Source organism: Arthrobacter sp. RAF14, from assembly GCF_052114185.1.
GTDB lineage: Bacteria > Actinomycetota > Actinomycetes > Actinomycetales > Micrococcaceae > Arthrobacter_E.
Genome location: NZ_JBFREG010000001.1, coordinates 869,590 through 884,680 on the forward strand (window position 1 = coordinate 869,590; position 15,091 = coordinate 884,680).

The following is a 15,091-nucleotide window of genomic DNA, read 5'->3' on the forward strand; positions in this document are numbered from 1 at the left end:
GCGCGATTCACACTATCAGCGGAGCCCTTTCCTCCCTGCTTCCCAGTCTCAGCGGATACCATGAAAGAGACCATGACCCCGATGTTAGGTGCATTTGTGCGTTTGAAGTCAGCGATCGCCGTCTTTGTCCTGGGACTGGTAGCCCTGTTCCTGGGCATCGGCCAGAAGACCTTCTGGGCTCCGCCCGAGAGGGTGAGCGTAGCGCTCCCTTCCTCGGTGCAGCAGGCCCCGCTCACGGTGGTGGACCCCGCGTTCGCGAAGTTCGGCGACGGCAAGGTGGACCTCGACGTCAAGGGTGAAGGCAGCTTCACCGTCGCCATCGGCCGCCCCGACGACGTCGCAGCCTGGGTGGACAAGACCGCCCACAACACCGTCAAGGGACTGGACGCGGAAGGCAAGGCGCTCGACGTCCAGCACGTCGACGGCGAAGCCAAGGCGCCGAACCCCGCCGACGCCGACATCTGGGCCAGCACTCAGACCGGCAACGGGAGCCTCAGGTTCCCATGGTCCGCGCCGGACAAGGGCGACTGGTCCCTGGTGATCGCGACCGACGGCACCAAGCCGGCTCCGTCCCAGCTCGAATTCAGTTACGCGAATGACACGAGCACGCCGTGGAGCGTGCCGCTCATGGTGCTGGGCGGCCTGCTGATGCTGGGTGCGCTCCTCTTCGCCTTCCTCTTCGGCAAGGGCGGTTCCACTCCGGACAAGGCCGTCGCCGCGGCTGGAACGGGACCGCGGAAACCCCGGGGCACGGACGCAGCGGCGGACACCACTCCTGCCGAGGGCGAGCCCGCGAAGGCTGAAACGCCTGAGGACGCCGCCTCCGCCGAAGGCTCTGAACAGCCCACCGAGACCCCCGCCCAGGACGAGGGGCCGACGGAGAAGGCCAAGGACAAACCGTCGGCCTTCCGCCGGATCCCCGCCGTGGCCGGCGCGCTCAGCCTCGCCGTCGTCGGCGCACTCGGAGGTGTGGCGCCCGCTCACGCCGACACCGCGACGCCGAGCCCGGCCGCTTCCGAAGCCGCCTCCGCCGGCGTTCCCGTGGTGACCGACGACCAGCTGAAGCGCATCCTCTCCAGCACCGCGGACTCGGTGAGCAGTGCGGACGCCGCCAAGAACGCCAAGGACCTGGGCGAGCGCGCCGGCGGTGAGGCTCTCTCCATCCGCACACAGAACTACAAGATCCGCGCCTCGGCGACGAGCCACCCCGCGGTGGCGCCCGTCGCCGCCCAGAAGCTGCTGGCGCAGGTGGTCCCCACCGAACGCAGCTGGCCCCGGACCCTGACGGCCGTGACCCAGGGCCCCAAGAACCCCACGCCCCTGATCCTCACCCTGACGCAGAAGTCGGCCCGGGAGAACTACAAGCTGGTGAGCGCCTCGTACCTGCTCCCCGGCAACACGTTCCCCGCCATGAGCGCCGACGGCGTCAAGACGCTGGACGCGAAGAGCGCCAGCGGCCTGACGGCGAGCCCCACGGATGCGATCGCCGCCCTGGTGTCCCGGCTGAAGGATCCGAACGGCGCGTCGAAGCTGAAGTTCGGTGACAACACCTACTTCCAGCAGGCGGAGCAGCAGAAGCAGGACGCGATCGACCCGAAGAACAACGCGGCCAACGTGAAGCCCGGTTTCGACTACAAGCTCATCGGCCAGCCGGACGCGGTGTTCCAGTCTGGTGACGGCGGCGCCGTGGTGGTGGCGGACCTCGAGTTCACCATCACTCTCGTGCCGACCAACGAGGGTGACACCGTGGATCTGTCCGACCAGGCCGTGGCCACGCTCGCCGGGACCAAGAAGACGAACAAGAAGGTGACGCAGCACTTCATCGACTCGGTGACGCTCCGGATCCCGCCGGCCGGTTCCAAGGAGAGCTTCACGCTGCTGTCCGCGGACCGCTACCTGACCGGTGTCAAGCTGGGCTGAGCCCGTCCAACCATCGTTTCCCGGCCGGTGAGGTGATCCCTCACCGGCCGATCCCCTAGGAGGACAGTTGCCCCAGGCAGCACAGAACCCGTTCGATTCACTTGCCGGCCTTCGCGGAGCGGTCGATCTCTCCGGCCTGAAGGCACGGGCCGCCGCGCCCCCGCCCGCGCCGGCACCGCGCCCTGCGGCGCCCGGCGCGGACGGCGCAGACACCCCGGGCGCTTCCGGGTCGTACCGCGCGAACGTCACCGAGGCGAACTTCCAGGACATCGTGGAGCTGTCCGTCCAGGTGCCCGTGATCCTGGCACTCTGGGCGCAGTACTCGCCCGAGTCGCAGAACACCCTCAGCCTTGTCGAGGACCTGGTGGAGCGTCAGGACGGCGCCATGGTCCTGGGTGCGGTGGACGTGGAGGCCTTCCCGCAGATCATGCAGGCCATGCAGATCTCGGGAGTCCCCGCCGCGGTCGCCGTGGTGAAGGGCCAGCCGGTGCCGCTGTTCCAGGGGCCCGTCGAAGAGGCCCATCTGGAAGCGCTGTTCACCGAACTGCTGCAGCTGGCACAGGCCAACGGCGTCCACGGCAGGATCGGCCCGGTGTCGGGTGACGGCGCGGGCGCCGAACCGGTGGAGGCGCCTCTGCCCCCGCTCCACCAGGAGGCCCTGGACGCGATCGAGTCCGGCGACTACGCCGCGGCCGAGCGCGCGTACCAGCAGGCCCTGGACGAACAGCCTGCCGACGCCGACGCGAAGGCCGGCTTGGCCCAGGTGCGGCTGCTGCTCCGTCTCGAGGGCCTGAGCGCCACGGACGCGGAGACGCTGCGCCAGCGGGCCGCAGCCGACCCCGACGACGTCGAGGCCCAGCTGAGCCTGGCCGACCTGGACGTCTCGGGCGGCCACGTCGAGGATGCCTTCTCGCGGATCGTCACGTTCATCGGGCGGCACTTCGGACCGGAACGCGAGAGCGCACGGGTCCGTCTGCTGGAGCTTTTCGAAGTGGTGGGTGTCAAGGATCCTCGGGTCGCCGCGGCGCGCCAGGCTCTGGCGCGCGTGCTGTTCTAGGCGAGCAGTCGCCGCAGGGCGTCACCGGGTGGACCGGTGACCGGGCCTTCAGCGGGGGAGGACGTTCCGGAAGGAGCGTCCTCCCCCGCGGCGTTTCTGGGGGAGGAGGGATCCGCAGGGCGTAGGCAAAGATCGTCCTGAAGTAGCATCCCGGACTGTCATCACACTTGTTAGCGTGAAATGCATGACTCACTCGCACCCGGAATCCCAGCCATTTTCCCCGGTGGAAGTCCCCAGGACCCCGTCGCACATCCCGGCCATCGCCCTCCGGGGGCTGGCCAAGCGCTTCGGCGAGAAGATCGCCGTCGACGGCATCAACCTGGATGTCCCCGTCGGCTCCTTCTTCGGTCTGGTCGGCCCGAACGGCGCCGGCAAAACCACCACGCTGTCCATGGCGACCGGTCTTCTGCGCCCGGACTTCGGCACGGCCGAGATTCTCGGCGTGGACATGTGGCAGGACCCGCAGGCCGCCAAGAAGCTCCTGGGGACCCTGCCCGATGGTGTGCGTCTGTTCGACCGCCTGAGCGGGGAACAGCTGATCACGTATTCCGGTCTTCTGCGGGGGATGGACCGGGACACCGTGGCCGAGCGCGCCCGCGAGCTGCTGGCGGCTCTCGACCTCACGGCGGACGCGGGCAATCTCGTGGTGGACTACTCCGCGGGCATGACCAAGAAGATCGCACTGGCCTCGGCGCTCATCCACGCGCCGCGCGTGCTGGTGCTGGACGAGCCGTTCGAAGCCGTGGATCCGGTCTCCTCCGCGAACATCACGGACATCCTCAAGGGTTTCGTGGCCTCAGGCGGCACCGTGGTGATCTCGAGCCATGTCATGGACCTGGTGCAGAGGCTCTGTGACCACGTGGCCGTCGTGGCCGGAGGACGTCTTCTGGCCGCCGGCACCGTGGACGAGGTGCGCGCCGGACAGACTCTGGAAGAGCGTTTCGTCAGCCTGGTGGGCGGCCGTCACGAAGGGGAGGGGCTGGCATGGTTGCGACACTCCTGAGGCTCAAGCTCCAGATCCTGGCCAACGGCTTCCGCCGCAGTCCCTGGCAGATCGTCGGTCTGGTGCTCGGCGGGCTGTATGGCCTGGGCGTCCTGACGTTCATGGTCATCGGTCTCATCGTGCTCCGGCTGACGGATGTGGATCTCGCCCGGACCATCCTGGTGCTGGCGGGTTTCGGGGCCGTGCTCGGCTGGACCGTGGTCCCCATCCTGGCGTCCGGCATGGACATGACGCTGGACCCGCAGCGCTTCGCCTCCTTCGGCATTCCGCAGCGCGAACTCATGACCGGCATGGCGCTGGCGGGTCTGGTGGGCATTCCCGGACTGCTGACCGCCATCCTCAGCCTGACCACCGTGGTGAGCTGGTGGCGATCCCCTCAGCAGGTGATCGCGGCGTTAATCGGGGCGGTGCTGGGTCTGGCGAGCTGCATGATCTACTCGCGGTGCGCCGCGGCATGGGGCAACAACCTGGCGCAGTCGCGCCGCTACCGGGAGATCGGGACGATCCTGATCTTCATCCCGCTCGTGCTGATGGGACCGATCTTCAGCGGTGCCGCGCAAGGCCTGAAGGACAATGCCCGGTATCTGCCGGACCTGGCGACCGCCTTGGCCTGGACGCCCTTCGGAGCCCCCTGGGCGCTGCCTGCCGACGTCGCGGCCGGGGACTACGGCAGTGCGGCACTGAGGATCCTGATCTGCCTCGCCGTGCTGGCGCTCGCCGCCTGGCTCTGGAACATCGCCCTGGTCCGGTCCATGGTCAACCCTCCGCGGGCCACGGGCGCCAAGCGTGCCGCCGGCAAGCTCGGGTTCTTCTCCTGGTTCCCTGCCACCCCCACGGGGGCGGTGGCGGCCCGGACGGCCACCTACTGGTTCCGCGATCCCCGCTATTCGGCCTCGCTGATCGTGGTGCCGCTCCTCCCGGTGCTCCTCTACTTCATGGGCATGCGCGACGGGCAGTTCGGCATGCTGCTGGTGGTGGGCCCTTTGGTGGCGTTCCTCATGTCGTGGAGCATCAGCTCGGACATCTCCTATGACGACACCGCGTTCGCGCTGCACGTGGCCACCGGCACCCCGGGACGTGCCGACCGCTGGGGCCGGGTGCTCGGGTGCTGCATCCTGGCCGTGCCCGCCGTGGTGGTCGTGGTGTTCGCCTCGATCGCGCTCAGCGGACGCTGGGCGCTGCTGCCCGGGATCTTCGGCGCGTCCGCGGGTGTGCTGATGGCCGGTCTGGGACTCGCGTCGGTGATCTCCGCCCGCTATGTCACGGCGGTTCCGAAGCCCGGAGAGAGCCCGTTCAAGAATCCGCCGGGCGGCAAGGGTCTCACCCTGGCCGTTCAGGGTCTGGGCATGCTGGTCCTCGTGGTGATCTGCCTGCCGCTCGCGGGGCTCCTGATCGCCGAACTGGCGACGGGAGACCACCTGTGGGGCTGGCTCAACCTCGTCTTCGGGACCGCGTGGGGAGCCTTCCTGCTGTGGCTCGGGGTACGCCTCGGCGGTCGGGATGTTGAGCGCCGAGGACCCGAACTTTTAGCGCAATTGATTAAAAATAGCTAACTTCACTCACTTTCTATCGTTTTTTGGGGTCGAACTGTATAAGATCGAAGCAGTTCACAGCTCCTGAGTAGGAATGAGGCCGCAAGAGCATGGAAGTTGTCATCCTTCCCGATGCCGCTCATATCGGTGCCATGGCGGCGGACGCCATCGAAGCGCTCCTGAAGCGCAAGCCGGAGGCGGTGCTGGGCCTGGCGACGGGCTCGTCACCGCTGCCGATCTATGACGAACTCGCCCGCCGCCATGCGGAGGAAGGCCTGGACTTCTCCCGGGCCAGCGGTTTCGCCCTGGACGAGTACGTCGGTCTGCCTCCGGGACACCGGGAGTCCTATCGTGAGGTCATCCGGCGTGAGTTCAGCGACCGGGTCAACATCGATCCGGACCATGTGCACAGCCCGAACGGCTCGGCGAAGGACCTCGTGGCGGCGTGCCAGGAGTACGAGGATTCCATCAAGGCCGCGGGCGGTGTGGACCTTCAGATCCTGGGCGTCGGCACCGACGGGCACATCGGATTCAACGAGCCCGGGTCCTCGCTGGCCAGCCGGACCCGGATCAAGACTCTCATCGAGCAGACCCGTAAGGACAACGCCCGCTTCTTCAACAGCATCGACGATGTCCCGCACCATGTGGTGACCCAGGGTCTCGGCACCATCATGGACGCCCGGCACGTGGTCCTGGTGGCCACGGGAGCGCAGAAGGCGCAGGCCGTCCATGACTTCGTGGAAGGCCCCGTCGCCGCGATCTGCGCGGCATCGGTCCTTCAGCTGCACCCCCATGCGACCATCCTGATCGACGAGGCGGCGGCCTCCTCGTTGAGGCTGGCCGACTATTACCGGCACACCTTCGAGAGCAAGCCGGAGTGGCAAGGTCTCTGACCTCCGGTATCACGGGAGAGGGCTCCCAGCAGACGTTCAGACGTCCGCTGGGAGCCCTTCCTCGAGTGTGAGCACGGTAGAGTGGATGTCATGACTCTGCCTCCCGATCCTTTCGAGAACGACCCCTCGCGCGAGCTCTCCGGCCCGGGCGGTTCGACGGCGACCATCGAGCGCACCGAGCAGCGCGAACAGGTGGAACCGGGCGATCATGAGCGCTTCTCGCACTACGTGCGCAAGGAGAAGATCATGGAGTCCGCGCTGACCGGAGAGCCTGTCATCGCGCTCTGCGGCAAGGTCTGGACCCCCGGCCGTGACCCGCAGAAGTTCCCCGTGTGCCCCACTTGCAAAGAGATCTACGAGGGCCTGCGCCCCGGCAAGGACGGCGGCGACAAGAAGTAGCGCCGCTCTTCCGCGCCGTCCGCGCACCCGTCCTGACGGTGCCTGTGGCAGTGCGCCACGCCCGGCCTGCCCGGGTGTTCCGTCCCTCCCTCTCCTCTGACGACCGACGACCCCAGCGAGGCTCTTCCCCCCATGACTGACACGCTCTTCGGCGGCCCCACCCTTCCACCGGCCTACCCTGAGCGTGCCGCCTGGGGCACCGCGCCGAAACTGCGTGCCTGGCAGCAGGAGGCCCTGGACAAGTACCTGAGCAATCGCCCGCGGGACTTCCTCGCCGTCGCGACGCCGGGCGCCGGTAAGACGACCTTCGCTCTCCGTGTCGCGACCACCCTGGTGGACTCCGGCGTCGTGAACCGCATCTGCATCGTGGCGCCCACCGACCACCTCAAGCGGCAGTGGGCCGATGCGGCCGCTCGCGTCGGGCTCGCGATCGACCCGAACTTCAAGAACTCGGACGGCCGGCACGGCCAGGGGTTCATCGGCGTCGCGGTCACCTACGCCCAGGTGGCGTCCAAGCCCATGCTGCACCGGGCGCGCACCGAGGCGGCCCGGACCCTCGTCATCCTGGATGAGATCCACCACGGCGGCGAGTCGCTCTCCTGGGGTGACGGTTTGCGGGAGGCGTTCGAACCGGCAGTGCGGCGGCTCTCGCTGACCGGAACGCCGTTCCGCTCGGACACCTCGCCCATCCCGTTCGTGGAGTACGCGGAGGACAAGGACGGGATCCGCCGTTCCAAGGCCGACTACAGCTATGGCTATGGCAGCGCCCTGAAGGACCACGTGGTCCGCCCGGTCATCTTCATGGCCTACTCGGGGCAGATGCGCTGGCGGACCAGCGCCGGCGAGGAGATGGCGGCTTCCCTGGGCGAGGCGGCGGTCACCAAGGACGTGACGTCGCAGGCCTGGCGGACGGCGCTGAATCCCCAGGGCGAGTGGATCCCGGCCGTGCTCTCCGCGGCCGACAAGCGGCTCTCCGAGGTGCGCCGCACGGTGCCGGACGCGGGCGGGCTCGTCATCGCCACGGACCATGAGGACGCCCGGGCGTATGCGGGCCAGCTCCGCAGGATCACGGGGGAGTCACCCACCGTGATCCTCTCCGACGATGCCAAGGCCTCCATCAAGATCGAGGAGTTCTCCGCCGGTCAGAGCCGCTGGATGGTGGCGGTGCGCATGGTGTCCGAAGGCGTCGACGTGCCGCGCCTGGCCGTGGGCGTCTACGCCACGTCGACCTCCACCCCGCTCTTCTTCGCGCAGGCCGTGGGCCGCTTCGTGCGTGCGCGGAAGCGCGGCGAGACCGCCTCGGTGTTCCTGCCGTCCGTGCCGCAGCTGATGGGCCTGGCCAACTCGATGGAGGCCGAACGGGATCACGCCCTGGACCGGCCCCGGAACGAGGACGAGGACGGCCTGTTCAACCCGGAGGACTCGTTGATGGACGAGGCCAACCGGGAGGAGAAGGCCTCCGACTCCCTGACCAAGGGGAAGTTCGAGGCGCTGGACTCCCAGGCTTCCTTCGACCGTGTGCTGTTCGACGGCGGCGAGTTCGGCACAGGCGGTGACATCGGCAGCGAGGACGAACTCGACTTCCTCGGGATCCCGGGTCTGCTCGACGCCGATCAGGTGGGTGTGCTGCTGCGCCAGCGTCAGGCGGAGCAGCAGTCCCGCCGGCGCAAGCCCTCAGCGGCCGCTGCTGCGGAGGCGGCCGGCGTCGCGGATCACCGCCGTCTGATGGAGCTGCGCAACGAGCTGGCCAAGAACGTCTCGGCCTGGTCGGCCCGCACCGGGACCCCGCATGGCGTGGTGCACAACTCCCTGCGCGAGGCGTGCGGAGGTCCCGCCGTCGCGCAGGCCAGCGAGGACCAGCTGAAGGCCCGCCTGGCGAAGATCCAGGGCTGGTTCGTCGGCCGCAAGTAGCGTCCAGGGGGGTGTGCCTGGAACCGTGCGTGCCCGGATGGTTGTGTGCTCAGTAGTTGCGGGTGTCCCGGAAGAACACCCGCAACAACTGAGCACACAACGCCGGATCAGGCGATGTCGACGCCGGCTTCCTCGAGCTCGTCGAAGGTGGGCTCCGGGTCGGCGGCCACGGAGTCGGTCAGCTCACGGAGCACCGTGACGCTGTAACCGGCCTGCACGCCGTCCAGTGCCGTGGCCCGGACGCAGTGGTCCGTGGCGATCCCGACCACCACGATGTCCTCCACGTCGCGCTCCCGGAGCCACTCGTCCAGAGACTCGCCGTCCTCGTCTTCCGAGGGCAGCGCACCGGGCTGCCGGTCACCGGTGGACACGGCGTCCTCGGGGGCCAGCAGGCCCTCGAATCCCGAGTAGGCCGCGGCGAAACGTCCCTTGCGGAAGATCGCCTCGATGAACTCCTGGTCCAGGTCATGGTGGAGTTCCGCGCCGCTCGTGCCGGCCACGCAGTGCGGTGGCCAGGAGTCGTGGAAATCAGGGTCGTCGGAGAAATGGGTTCCTGGGTCCACGTGCCAGTCCTGCGTGGCCACCACGTGGTCGTACAGGTGCCCATGATCGTCCAGGTACTCACTGATGGCCGCGGCCAGAGCCGCGCCACCCTCGACGGCCAGCGAACCTCCCTCACAGAAATCGTTCTGCACATCCACGATGATCAGGGCTTTGCTCATGGTGCTTCCTCATAGACGGTGGGGATGACGGGTTCTCCTCGCTGGAGCCTGTTCACGGCCGGCGGCATCTCGGCCAGGGACGCGGCATGGCGCTCCCGCGCGCGGGTCACGGCCTCCGGGCCCGTCCAGCCCGGCAGCACCTCGCCGCCGGCGACGAACTGCACCAGGAGCGGCCGGTCGTTGCCGTCGTTCTCCGGCTCATGGCCGATGCCCACCAGCTCCGCTGTCGCCGTGCCGCGTTCGTTGAGCCGGCGCAGGGCGTACTTGCGGCCGCCCACGCTCGCCTTGTTCTTCGCCGCCTTGGCGACCGAGACGAACTCGCCGTCGTCGTCCGTGCGGCTCACCAGCTTGTACACCATGCCGGCCGTCGGGGCTCCGCTGCCCGTGACGAGGGAGGTGCCGACGCCGTACGAATCCACCGGTGCGGACTGCAGGGCGGCGATCGCGTACTCGTCCAGATCGCTCGTGACCACGATCCGGGTGTTCACGGCGCCGAGTTCGTCGAGCAGCTGCCGGACCCACTGGGCCTGCGCCACCAGATCGCCGGAGTCCAGGCGCACCGCGCCCAGCTTGTCGCCGGCCAGGTCCACGGCCGTGCGCACGGCCGTTTCGACGTCGTAGGTGTCCACCAGAAGCGAGGTCTCCGCGCCCAGCGATTTCAGCTGTGCGGTGAACGCCTCGCGCTCCGTGTCGTGCAGGAGGGTGAAGGAGTGCGCGGCGGACCCGAAGGTCTTCAGGCCGTAGCGCAGGCCGGCCTCCAGATTGGAGGTGCTGACGAAACCGGAGATGATGGCCGCGCGGGCGGCCGCCACGGCCGACTCCTCGTGCGTGCGGCGTGAGCCCATCTCGATGCAGGGCCGGCCCCGGGCGGCCAGTGCCATGCGGGACGCGGCCGAGGCGATGGCGCTGTCATGGTTGAGGACCGAGAGCACGTACGTCTCGAGGATGCAGGCCTCGGCGAAGGTCGACTCGATCACCAGGAGCGGGGAATTGGGGAAGTACAGTTCACCTTCCGGGTAGCCCCAGATGTCACCGGTGAAACGGTACGAGGCCAGGAAGGCCAGGGTCTTCTCATTCACCACGCCCGTGCTGCGGAGGAACTCGAGCTCCTCGGGCCCGAAACGGAAGTTTCGGATGCCTTCCAGGAGCCGGCCCGTTCCCGCGACCACGCCATAACGGCGGCCGTCCGGAAGGCGGCGGGCGAAGACCTCGAAGACGGAACGCCGCTGCGCGGCGCCCGACTCCAGAGCCGCCTGCACCATGGTGAGCTCGTAATGGTCGGTATACAGCGAAGCACGGGGATGCTGCCAGGATGTACTCACGCATCACACTTTATCCCCACGGCTTCCTCCACCGCTGGTTCCGTCCGGGGTACGGGCCGGGCGACCCGCCGGGGACGCGAGCGGCTCCGGACACTGCCTAGAATGGACTAATGAATCCCACAGCCACGGCAGAGGTGCGGCTTGCCGCCCTGACGGACCCGGAGGTCCGTGAGGAGCAGGGCCTGGAGGAACGGACGCTCACGGACACCCCGTGGAATCTGGTGGTCTGGAATGACCCGGTGAACCTCATGAGCTATGTCAGCTACGTGTTCCGGAGCTACTTCGGCTACTCCCAGAAGAAGGCCGACAAGCTCATGATGGAGGTGCACCGCAAGGGGCGTTCCATCGTGGCGCACGGAGGCCGGGAGCGCATGGAGCAGCACGTGGTGGCGATGCACGGGTACGGCCTCTGGGCCACCGTGGAACGCGCCGGCGCCGGTGGAAAGGGACAGCATGGCTAAGACATTCGTACCGGGCAGCCGGGGCATCACGGGTTTCCTCGAAGAGGAGGAACGGGAGCTCCTGCGCAAGCTGTTCTCCGACGTCATCACGATGCTGGAGCCCGAGGCACTCGACTCGGAGGACCCGCTGGTCGCGCTGGTCGGGTTCGACCCCCATATCGCTCCTCCGGAGGACTCCGCGCTGCGCCGCCTCCTTCCCGACGGCGTGAAGGACGACGACGAAGCCGCCCTCGAGTTCCGCCGCTTCACCGAGCGCTCGCTGCGGGAGAGCAAGATCGGCGCACTGCGGGCCGCCTCCCTGGCGCTCGAGAGCAATGAGATCCAGCTGGACGCCGCCCAGGCCCGGAACTTCGCCATGGCTCTGAACGATGTGCGCCTGGTGGTCAGCGACCGCCTCGGCATCCGGACCGAGAGCGACGCCGAGGCCGTCCACGCCATGCAGGAGTGGTCCGACGCCGACGACCTCGAGACGTACCTCGCCGTGGTCTACAACTTCGTCAGCTGGCTCCAGGAATCCCTGGTCCAGGCCCTCGCCTACAGCCTCGACGACGAGCCGTCCCCTGCCGGGGAGAAGGGCGAGCGGGAGGACCGCGCATGAGCCTGCCGGGTTCTGAACTGCCGGCGTCCGCCGGGAATGAGGGCACGCAGCTGCCCCGGTCCGAACGCCCGATCGGGATCTTCGATTCGGGTGTCGGCGGCCTGACGGTGGCCCGTTCGGTCATCGATCAATTGCCCAACGAGGCCGTGCTGTACGTCGGCGACACCGCCAACGGGCCGTACGGTCCGTTGCCGATCGCGGAGGTCCGCGCCAACGCCCTGGGCATCATGGACGAACTCGTGGACTCCGGCGTGAAGCTCCTCACCATCGCCTGTAACACGGCGTCGGCGGCGGTGCTGCGCGACGCCCGCGAACGGTATGAGGCCCGGTACGGGATTCCGGTCATCGAGGTCATTCAGCCCGCAGTGCGCAGGGCGGTCTCGTCCACCCGCAACGGCCGGATCGGGGTGATCGGCACCTCCGCCACGGTGGGGTCCCGCGCCTACGAGGACACCTTCGCGGCCGCCCCTGACCTGGAGGTCCTTTCGGTGGCGTGTCCCGAGTTCGTGCCCTTCGTGGAGGCCGGGGTCACCACGGGTCCGGAGCTTCTGGCCCTGGCCGAGGACTACCTGGCGCCGCTCAAGGCGGCCGGGGTGGACACGCTGGTCCTGGGCTGCACCCATTACCCGCTGCTCACCGGGGTCATCTCCTACGTCATGGGCGAGGATGTCACCTTGGTCTCCAGTGCTGAGGAGACGGCCAAGGACGTGTACCGTTCACTCATCAGGCACGGTCTGGAACGCCAGGACCCGGCCACACCGAAGCACCATTTCGTCGCGACGGGTGACGCCGCGGGGTTCGGGAAACTGGCCCGGCGATTCCTCGGTCCGGAGGTGGTCAGCGTGGAGCATGTGGATCATGTCTCGGCGAGCTATCCCACCGGAAGCCTGGCCAAGATCACACCGGAGATGCTGGAAGCGGCACGGGCGGCGGCCCGGCAGCCGCGCATCTCTCATTTCGTGGCGAACGCCGCGACGGACGGGGGACTGGGATGAAGCTGACCATCGTGGGCTGCACGGGGAGTTTCCCGGGGCCCGCCTCGCCGGCGTCGTGCTATCTCCTGACGGCTGACAGCGGTGGACGCCGCTGGAAGATCGTCCTGGACCTGGGCAGCGGCGCCCTCGGTTCGCTGCAGCGGTACACCGACCTCGAGGACATCGACGCGATCTTCCTGAGCCACCTGCACCCGGACCACTGCATGGACCTGTGCGGCCTGCACGTCGCAGTGCACTGGAAGCCGGGAGGCTGGGACCGCGGGCGCATCCCGGTGTGGGGACCGGAGGCGACGGCGGACCGGCTCGCCACCGCCTACGGCCTGGAGCTCGATCCGGGTATGCACGAGGACTTCGACTTCGGGTCCTGGACCGCCGAGAAGCCGGTCCAGGTGGGCCCGTTCACCGTGACCCCCTACGCCGTCAACCACCCGATCGAGGAGGCCTACGCCCTGCGCGTGGAGTGCCGCCAGGAACTCGAAGACGGCACCGTCAAGGAGACCGTGCTCAGCTACTCGGGCGACACGGACAGCTGCCCCGCGCTGGTGGAGGCGGCGCGCGACGCCGATCTGTTTCTCTGCGAGGCAGCCTTCCAGGAAGGCCGTGACGATGCCATCAAGGACGTGCACCTGACCGGTAAACGGGCGGGGGAGGCGGCCGTGGACGCCGAGGCCAAACGGCTCCTGCTGACGCACATCCCGGTGTGGACCGATGCGAACGCGGTCCTCTCGGAAGCCAAGGAGGTCTTCGGCGGCGGAGTCTCCGTGGCCGTGGCCGGGGTGCACTACCAGCTCTGACGGCCCGCGATAGGCTGGTGTCATGACCCCCAACCTTCCGCATGAGTCATCCCTGTCCGCCCCCGTGGTGCGCGCCGACGGGCGCAGCCCCGAGCAGCTGCGGCCCATCAGCATCACCCGCGGCTGGTCGAATCAGGCCGAAGGCTCGGCGCTGATCGAATTCGGCAACACCCGCGTCCTGTGCACCGCATCCCTCACCGAAGGGGTGCCGCGTTGGCTCAAGGGGGAGGGCCGCGGCTGGGTCACCGCCGAGTACGCGATGCTGCCCCGCGCCACGAACACCCGTTCCGACCGTGAGTCCGTGAAGGGCAAGATCGGCGGCCGCACGCACGAGATCTCCCGGCTCATCGGCCGGTCGCTGCGCTCCATCATCGACACCAAGGCGCTGGGGGAGAACACCATCGTCCTGGACTGCGACGTGCTGCAGGCCGACGGCGGAACCCGCACCGCCGCGATCACCGGCGCCTTCGTGGCGCTCGCCGAGTCCATCCGCTTCGCGCGGGAGAACAAGCTCATCGCACCGAAGGCCAAGCCGCTGACGGACACGATCGCCGCGGTCTCCGTGGGCATCATCGACGGCGTGCCGATGCTGGACCTGCCGTATGTCGAGGACGTCCGCGCCGAGACCGACATGAACGTGGTGGTCACCGGCGGCGGCAAGTTCGTGGAGGTCCAGGGGACCGCCGAGGGTGCGCCCTTCGACCGGGACGAGCTGAACCGCCTCCTGGACCTCGCCCTCATCGGCACCAGCCAGCTGGCCGCCATCCAGCGGGAGACGCTCGGGGAGACCTTGGACGGCATCCTGTGACGACCCCTGAGTGCACGGCTCCCCAGTACACGGTTCCGGAGGGCGCCCGCCTGGTGCTGGCCACGCGGAACGCCGGCAAGCTCAACGAACTGCGGGAACTGCTGCGCGGGCAGGTGCCCGGCCTGGACGTGGACACGCAGGTGATCGACGCCGCGACGGCGGGAGTGCCGGACGTGGTGGAGGATGGCACGAGCTTCGCCGAGAACTCCCTGCTCAAGTCGCGTGCCGTGGCGGCGGCGACGGGCCTGCCGTCCATCGCGGACGACTCCGGCCTGAGCGTGGACATCATGGGTGGCGCGCCGGGCATCTTCTCGGCCCGCTGGGCCGGCCGTCACGGTGACGACCAGGCGAACCTCGATCTGCTCCTGGCCCAGCTGGGCGACATCGCCGAGCCGCACCGCGGCGCCGCGTTCATCTGCGCCGCAGCGCTCACCGTGCCACCGGTGGCAGGCGAGGAGGCGTACGACGTCGTCGAGTACGGCACGCTGGACGGCACCCTGCTGCGGGAGCCGCGCGGCGCGGGCGGCTTCGGCTACGACCCCATCCTGCAGCCGGAGGGCGAGACCCGCAGCTGCGCCGAGCTGAGCCGCGAGGAGAAGAACGCCATCAGCCACCGCGGCAAGGCTTTCCGGGCCTTGCTGCCCGCGATCGTGAAGGCGCTGTCCTAGGGCCGGAT

General features: G+C 68.7%; 15 protein-coding genes. 13 read left to right on the plus strand and 2 right to left on the minus strand.

The genetic code is table 11. The features are described 5' to 3' along the window. The first annotated feature begins 96 nt into the window (after positions 1-96). The 7 genes from AB4Y75_RS04075 (at position 97) to AB4Y75_RS04105 (ending at position 8,715) form a co-directional block, all read left to right on the plus strand. Entirely contained in the window at positions 97-1,920 is a 1,824-nt protein-coding gene (locus tag AB4Y75_RS04075; RefSeq protein ID WP_441434595.1) for a hypothetical protein, read from the plus strand. Between the two features lie 67 nt (positions 1,921-1,987). Further along, a complete protein-coding gene (locus AB4Y75_RS04080) occupies positions 1,988-2,977 on the plus strand; it encodes a tetratricopeptide repeat protein (protein ID WP_441434596.1) in 990 nt (329 codons plus the stop codon). Between the two features lie 184 nt (positions 2,978-3,161). After that, complete coding sequence (locus tag AB4Y75_RS04085) at positions 3,162-3,980, plus strand: ABC transporter ATP-binding protein (RefSeq protein ID WP_441434597.1); 819 nt, start codon at positions 3,162-3,164, stop codon at positions 3,978-3,980. Beyond that, entirely contained in the window at positions 3,962-5,533 is a 1,572-nt protein-coding gene (locus AB4Y75_RS04090) for a transporter (protein WP_441434598.1), read from the plus strand. The genes AB4Y75_RS04085 and AB4Y75_RS04090 overlap by 19 nt, the downstream gene beginning before the upstream one ends. Positions 5,534-5,622: 89 nt before the next feature. Beyond that, on the plus strand, positions 5,623-6,405 hold the full coding sequence (nagB, locus tag AB4Y75_RS04095; RefSeq protein WP_441434599.1) for a glucosamine-6-phosphate deaminase: 783 nt from the start codon (positions 5,623-5,625) through the stop codon (positions 6,403-6,405). A gap of 90 nt (positions 6,406-6,495) precedes the next feature. Beyond that, positions 6,496-6,804 carry a DUF3039 domain-containing protein gene (locus AB4Y75_RS04100; protein ID WP_441434600.1) on the plus strand — a complete coding sequence of 103 codons (309 nt, stop codon included), beginning with the start codon at positions 6,496-6,498 and terminating at the stop codon, positions 6,802-6,804. Positions 6,805-6,936: 132 nt separating this feature from the next. Next, positions 6,937-8,715 (plus strand): DEAD/DEAH box helicase, encoded by a 1,779-nt coding sequence (locus AB4Y75_RS04105; RefSeq protein WP_441434601.1) that lies wholly within the window; start codon positions 6,937-6,939, stop codon positions 8,713-8,715. A 107-nt stretch (positions 8,716-8,822) separates the two neighbouring features. On the opposite strand, the gene AB4Y75_RS04110 is transcribed toward AB4Y75_RS04105, so the two are convergent. Together AB4Y75_RS04110 and AB4Y75_RS04115 are read right to left on the minus strand one after the other, a co-directional pair. After that, positions 8,823-9,437 (minus strand): isochorismatase family protein, encoded by a 615-nt coding sequence (locus tag AB4Y75_RS04110; RefSeq protein WP_441434602.1) that lies wholly within the window; start codon positions 9,435-9,437, stop codon positions 8,823-8,825. Beyond that, entirely contained in the window at positions 9,434-10,759 is a 1,326-nt protein-coding gene (locus AB4Y75_RS04115) for a nicotinate phosphoribosyltransferase (RefSeq protein ID WP_441434603.1), read from the minus strand. Before AB4Y75_RS04115 ends, AB4Y75_RS04110 begins: the two co-directional genes overlap by 4 nt. 110 nt (positions 10,760-10,869) lie before the next feature. Between AB4Y75_RS04115 and clpS the strand changes: the two genes are divergently transcribed. From clpS to rdgB, 6 genes are read left to right on the plus strand one after another with little or no spacing between them, the layout of a single operon-like run. After that, positions 10,870-11,220 (plus strand): ATP-dependent Clp protease adapter ClpS, encoded by a 351-nt coding sequence (gene clpS, locus AB4Y75_RS04120; protein WP_441434604.1) that lies wholly within the window; start codon positions 10,870-10,872, stop codon positions 11,218-11,220. After that, positions 11,213-11,818 carry a DUF2017 domain-containing protein gene (locus tag AB4Y75_RS04125; RefSeq protein ID WP_441434605.1) on the plus strand — a complete coding sequence of 202 codons (606 nt, stop codon included), beginning with the start codon at positions 11,213-11,215 and terminating at the stop codon, positions 11,816-11,818. The genes clpS and AB4Y75_RS04125 overlap by 8 nt, the downstream gene beginning before the upstream one ends. Then, on the plus strand, positions 11,815-12,813 hold the full coding sequence (murI, locus tag AB4Y75_RS04130; protein ID WP_441434606.1) for a glutamate racemase: 999 nt from the start codon (positions 11,815-11,817) through the stop codon (positions 12,811-12,813). The genes AB4Y75_RS04125 and murI overlap by 4 nt, the downstream gene beginning before the upstream one ends. Continuing rightward, positions 12,810-13,607, plus strand: coding sequence for an MBL fold metallo-hydrolase (locus AB4Y75_RS04135; RefSeq protein WP_441434607.1), 798 nt, complete (start codon positions 12,810-12,812; stop codon positions 13,605-13,607). Before murI ends, AB4Y75_RS04135 begins: the two co-directional genes overlap by 4 nt. Positions 13,608-13,629: 22 nt before the next feature. Further along, a complete protein-coding gene (gene rph / locus AB4Y75_RS04140; RefSeq protein WP_441434608.1) occupies positions 13,630-14,415 on the plus strand; it encodes a ribonuclease PH in 786 nt (261 codons plus the stop codon). Continuing rightward, a complete protein-coding gene (gene rdgB / locus AB4Y75_RS04145; protein WP_441434609.1) occupies positions 14,412-15,083 on the plus strand; it encodes an RdgB/HAM1 family non-canonical purine NTP pyrophosphatase in 672 nt (223 codons plus the stop codon). Before rph ends, rdgB begins: the two co-directional genes overlap by 4 nt. Positions 15,084-15,091 lie beyond the last annotated feature (8 nt).

Bases quoted from the DNA above. Each gene is read 5' to 3' on its own strand.
- AB4Y75_RS04085 (WP_441434597.1), top strand. From the start codon at position 3,162: ATGACTCACTCGCACCCGGAATCCCAGCCATTTTCCCCGGTGGAAGTC.
- AB4Y75_RS04090 (WP_441434598.1), top strand. From the start codon at position 3,962: ATGGTTGCGACACTCCTGAGGCTCAAGCTCCAGATCCTGGCCAACGGC.
- nagB (WP_441434599.1), top strand. From the start codon at position 5,623: ATGGAAGTTGTCATCCTTCCCGATGCCGCTCATATCGGTGCCATGGCG.
- AB4Y75_RS04100 (WP_441434600.1), top strand. From the start codon at position 6,496: ATGACTCTGCCTCCCGATCCTTTCGAGAACGACCCCTCGCGCGAGCTC.
- AB4Y75_RS04105 (WP_441434601.1), top strand. From the start codon at position 6,937: ATGACTGACACGCTCTTCGGCGGCCCCACCCTTCCACCGGCCTACCCT.
- AB4Y75_RS04110 (WP_441434602.1), bottom strand. From the start codon at position 9,437: ATGAGCAAAGCCCTGATCATCGTGGATGTGCAGAACGATTTCTGTGAG.
- clpS (WP_441434604.1), top strand. From the start codon at position 10,870: ATGAATCCCACAGCCACGGCAGAGGTGCGGCTTGCCGCCCTGACGGAC.
- AB4Y75_RS04125 (WP_441434605.1), top strand. From the start codon at position 11,213: ATGGCTAAGACATTCGTACCGGGCAGCCGGGGCATCACGGGTTTCCTC.
- murI (WP_441434606.1), top strand. From the start codon at position 11,815: ATGAGCCTGCCGGGTTCTGAACTGCCGGCGTCCGCCGGGAATGAGGGC.
- AB4Y75_RS04135 (WP_441434607.1), top strand. From the start codon at position 12,810: ATGAAGCTGACCATCGTGGGCTGCACGGGGAGTTTCCCGGGGCCCGCC.
- rph (WP_441434608.1), top strand. From the start codon at position 13,630: ATGACCCCCAACCTTCCGCATGAGTCATCCCTGTCCGCCCCCGTGGTG.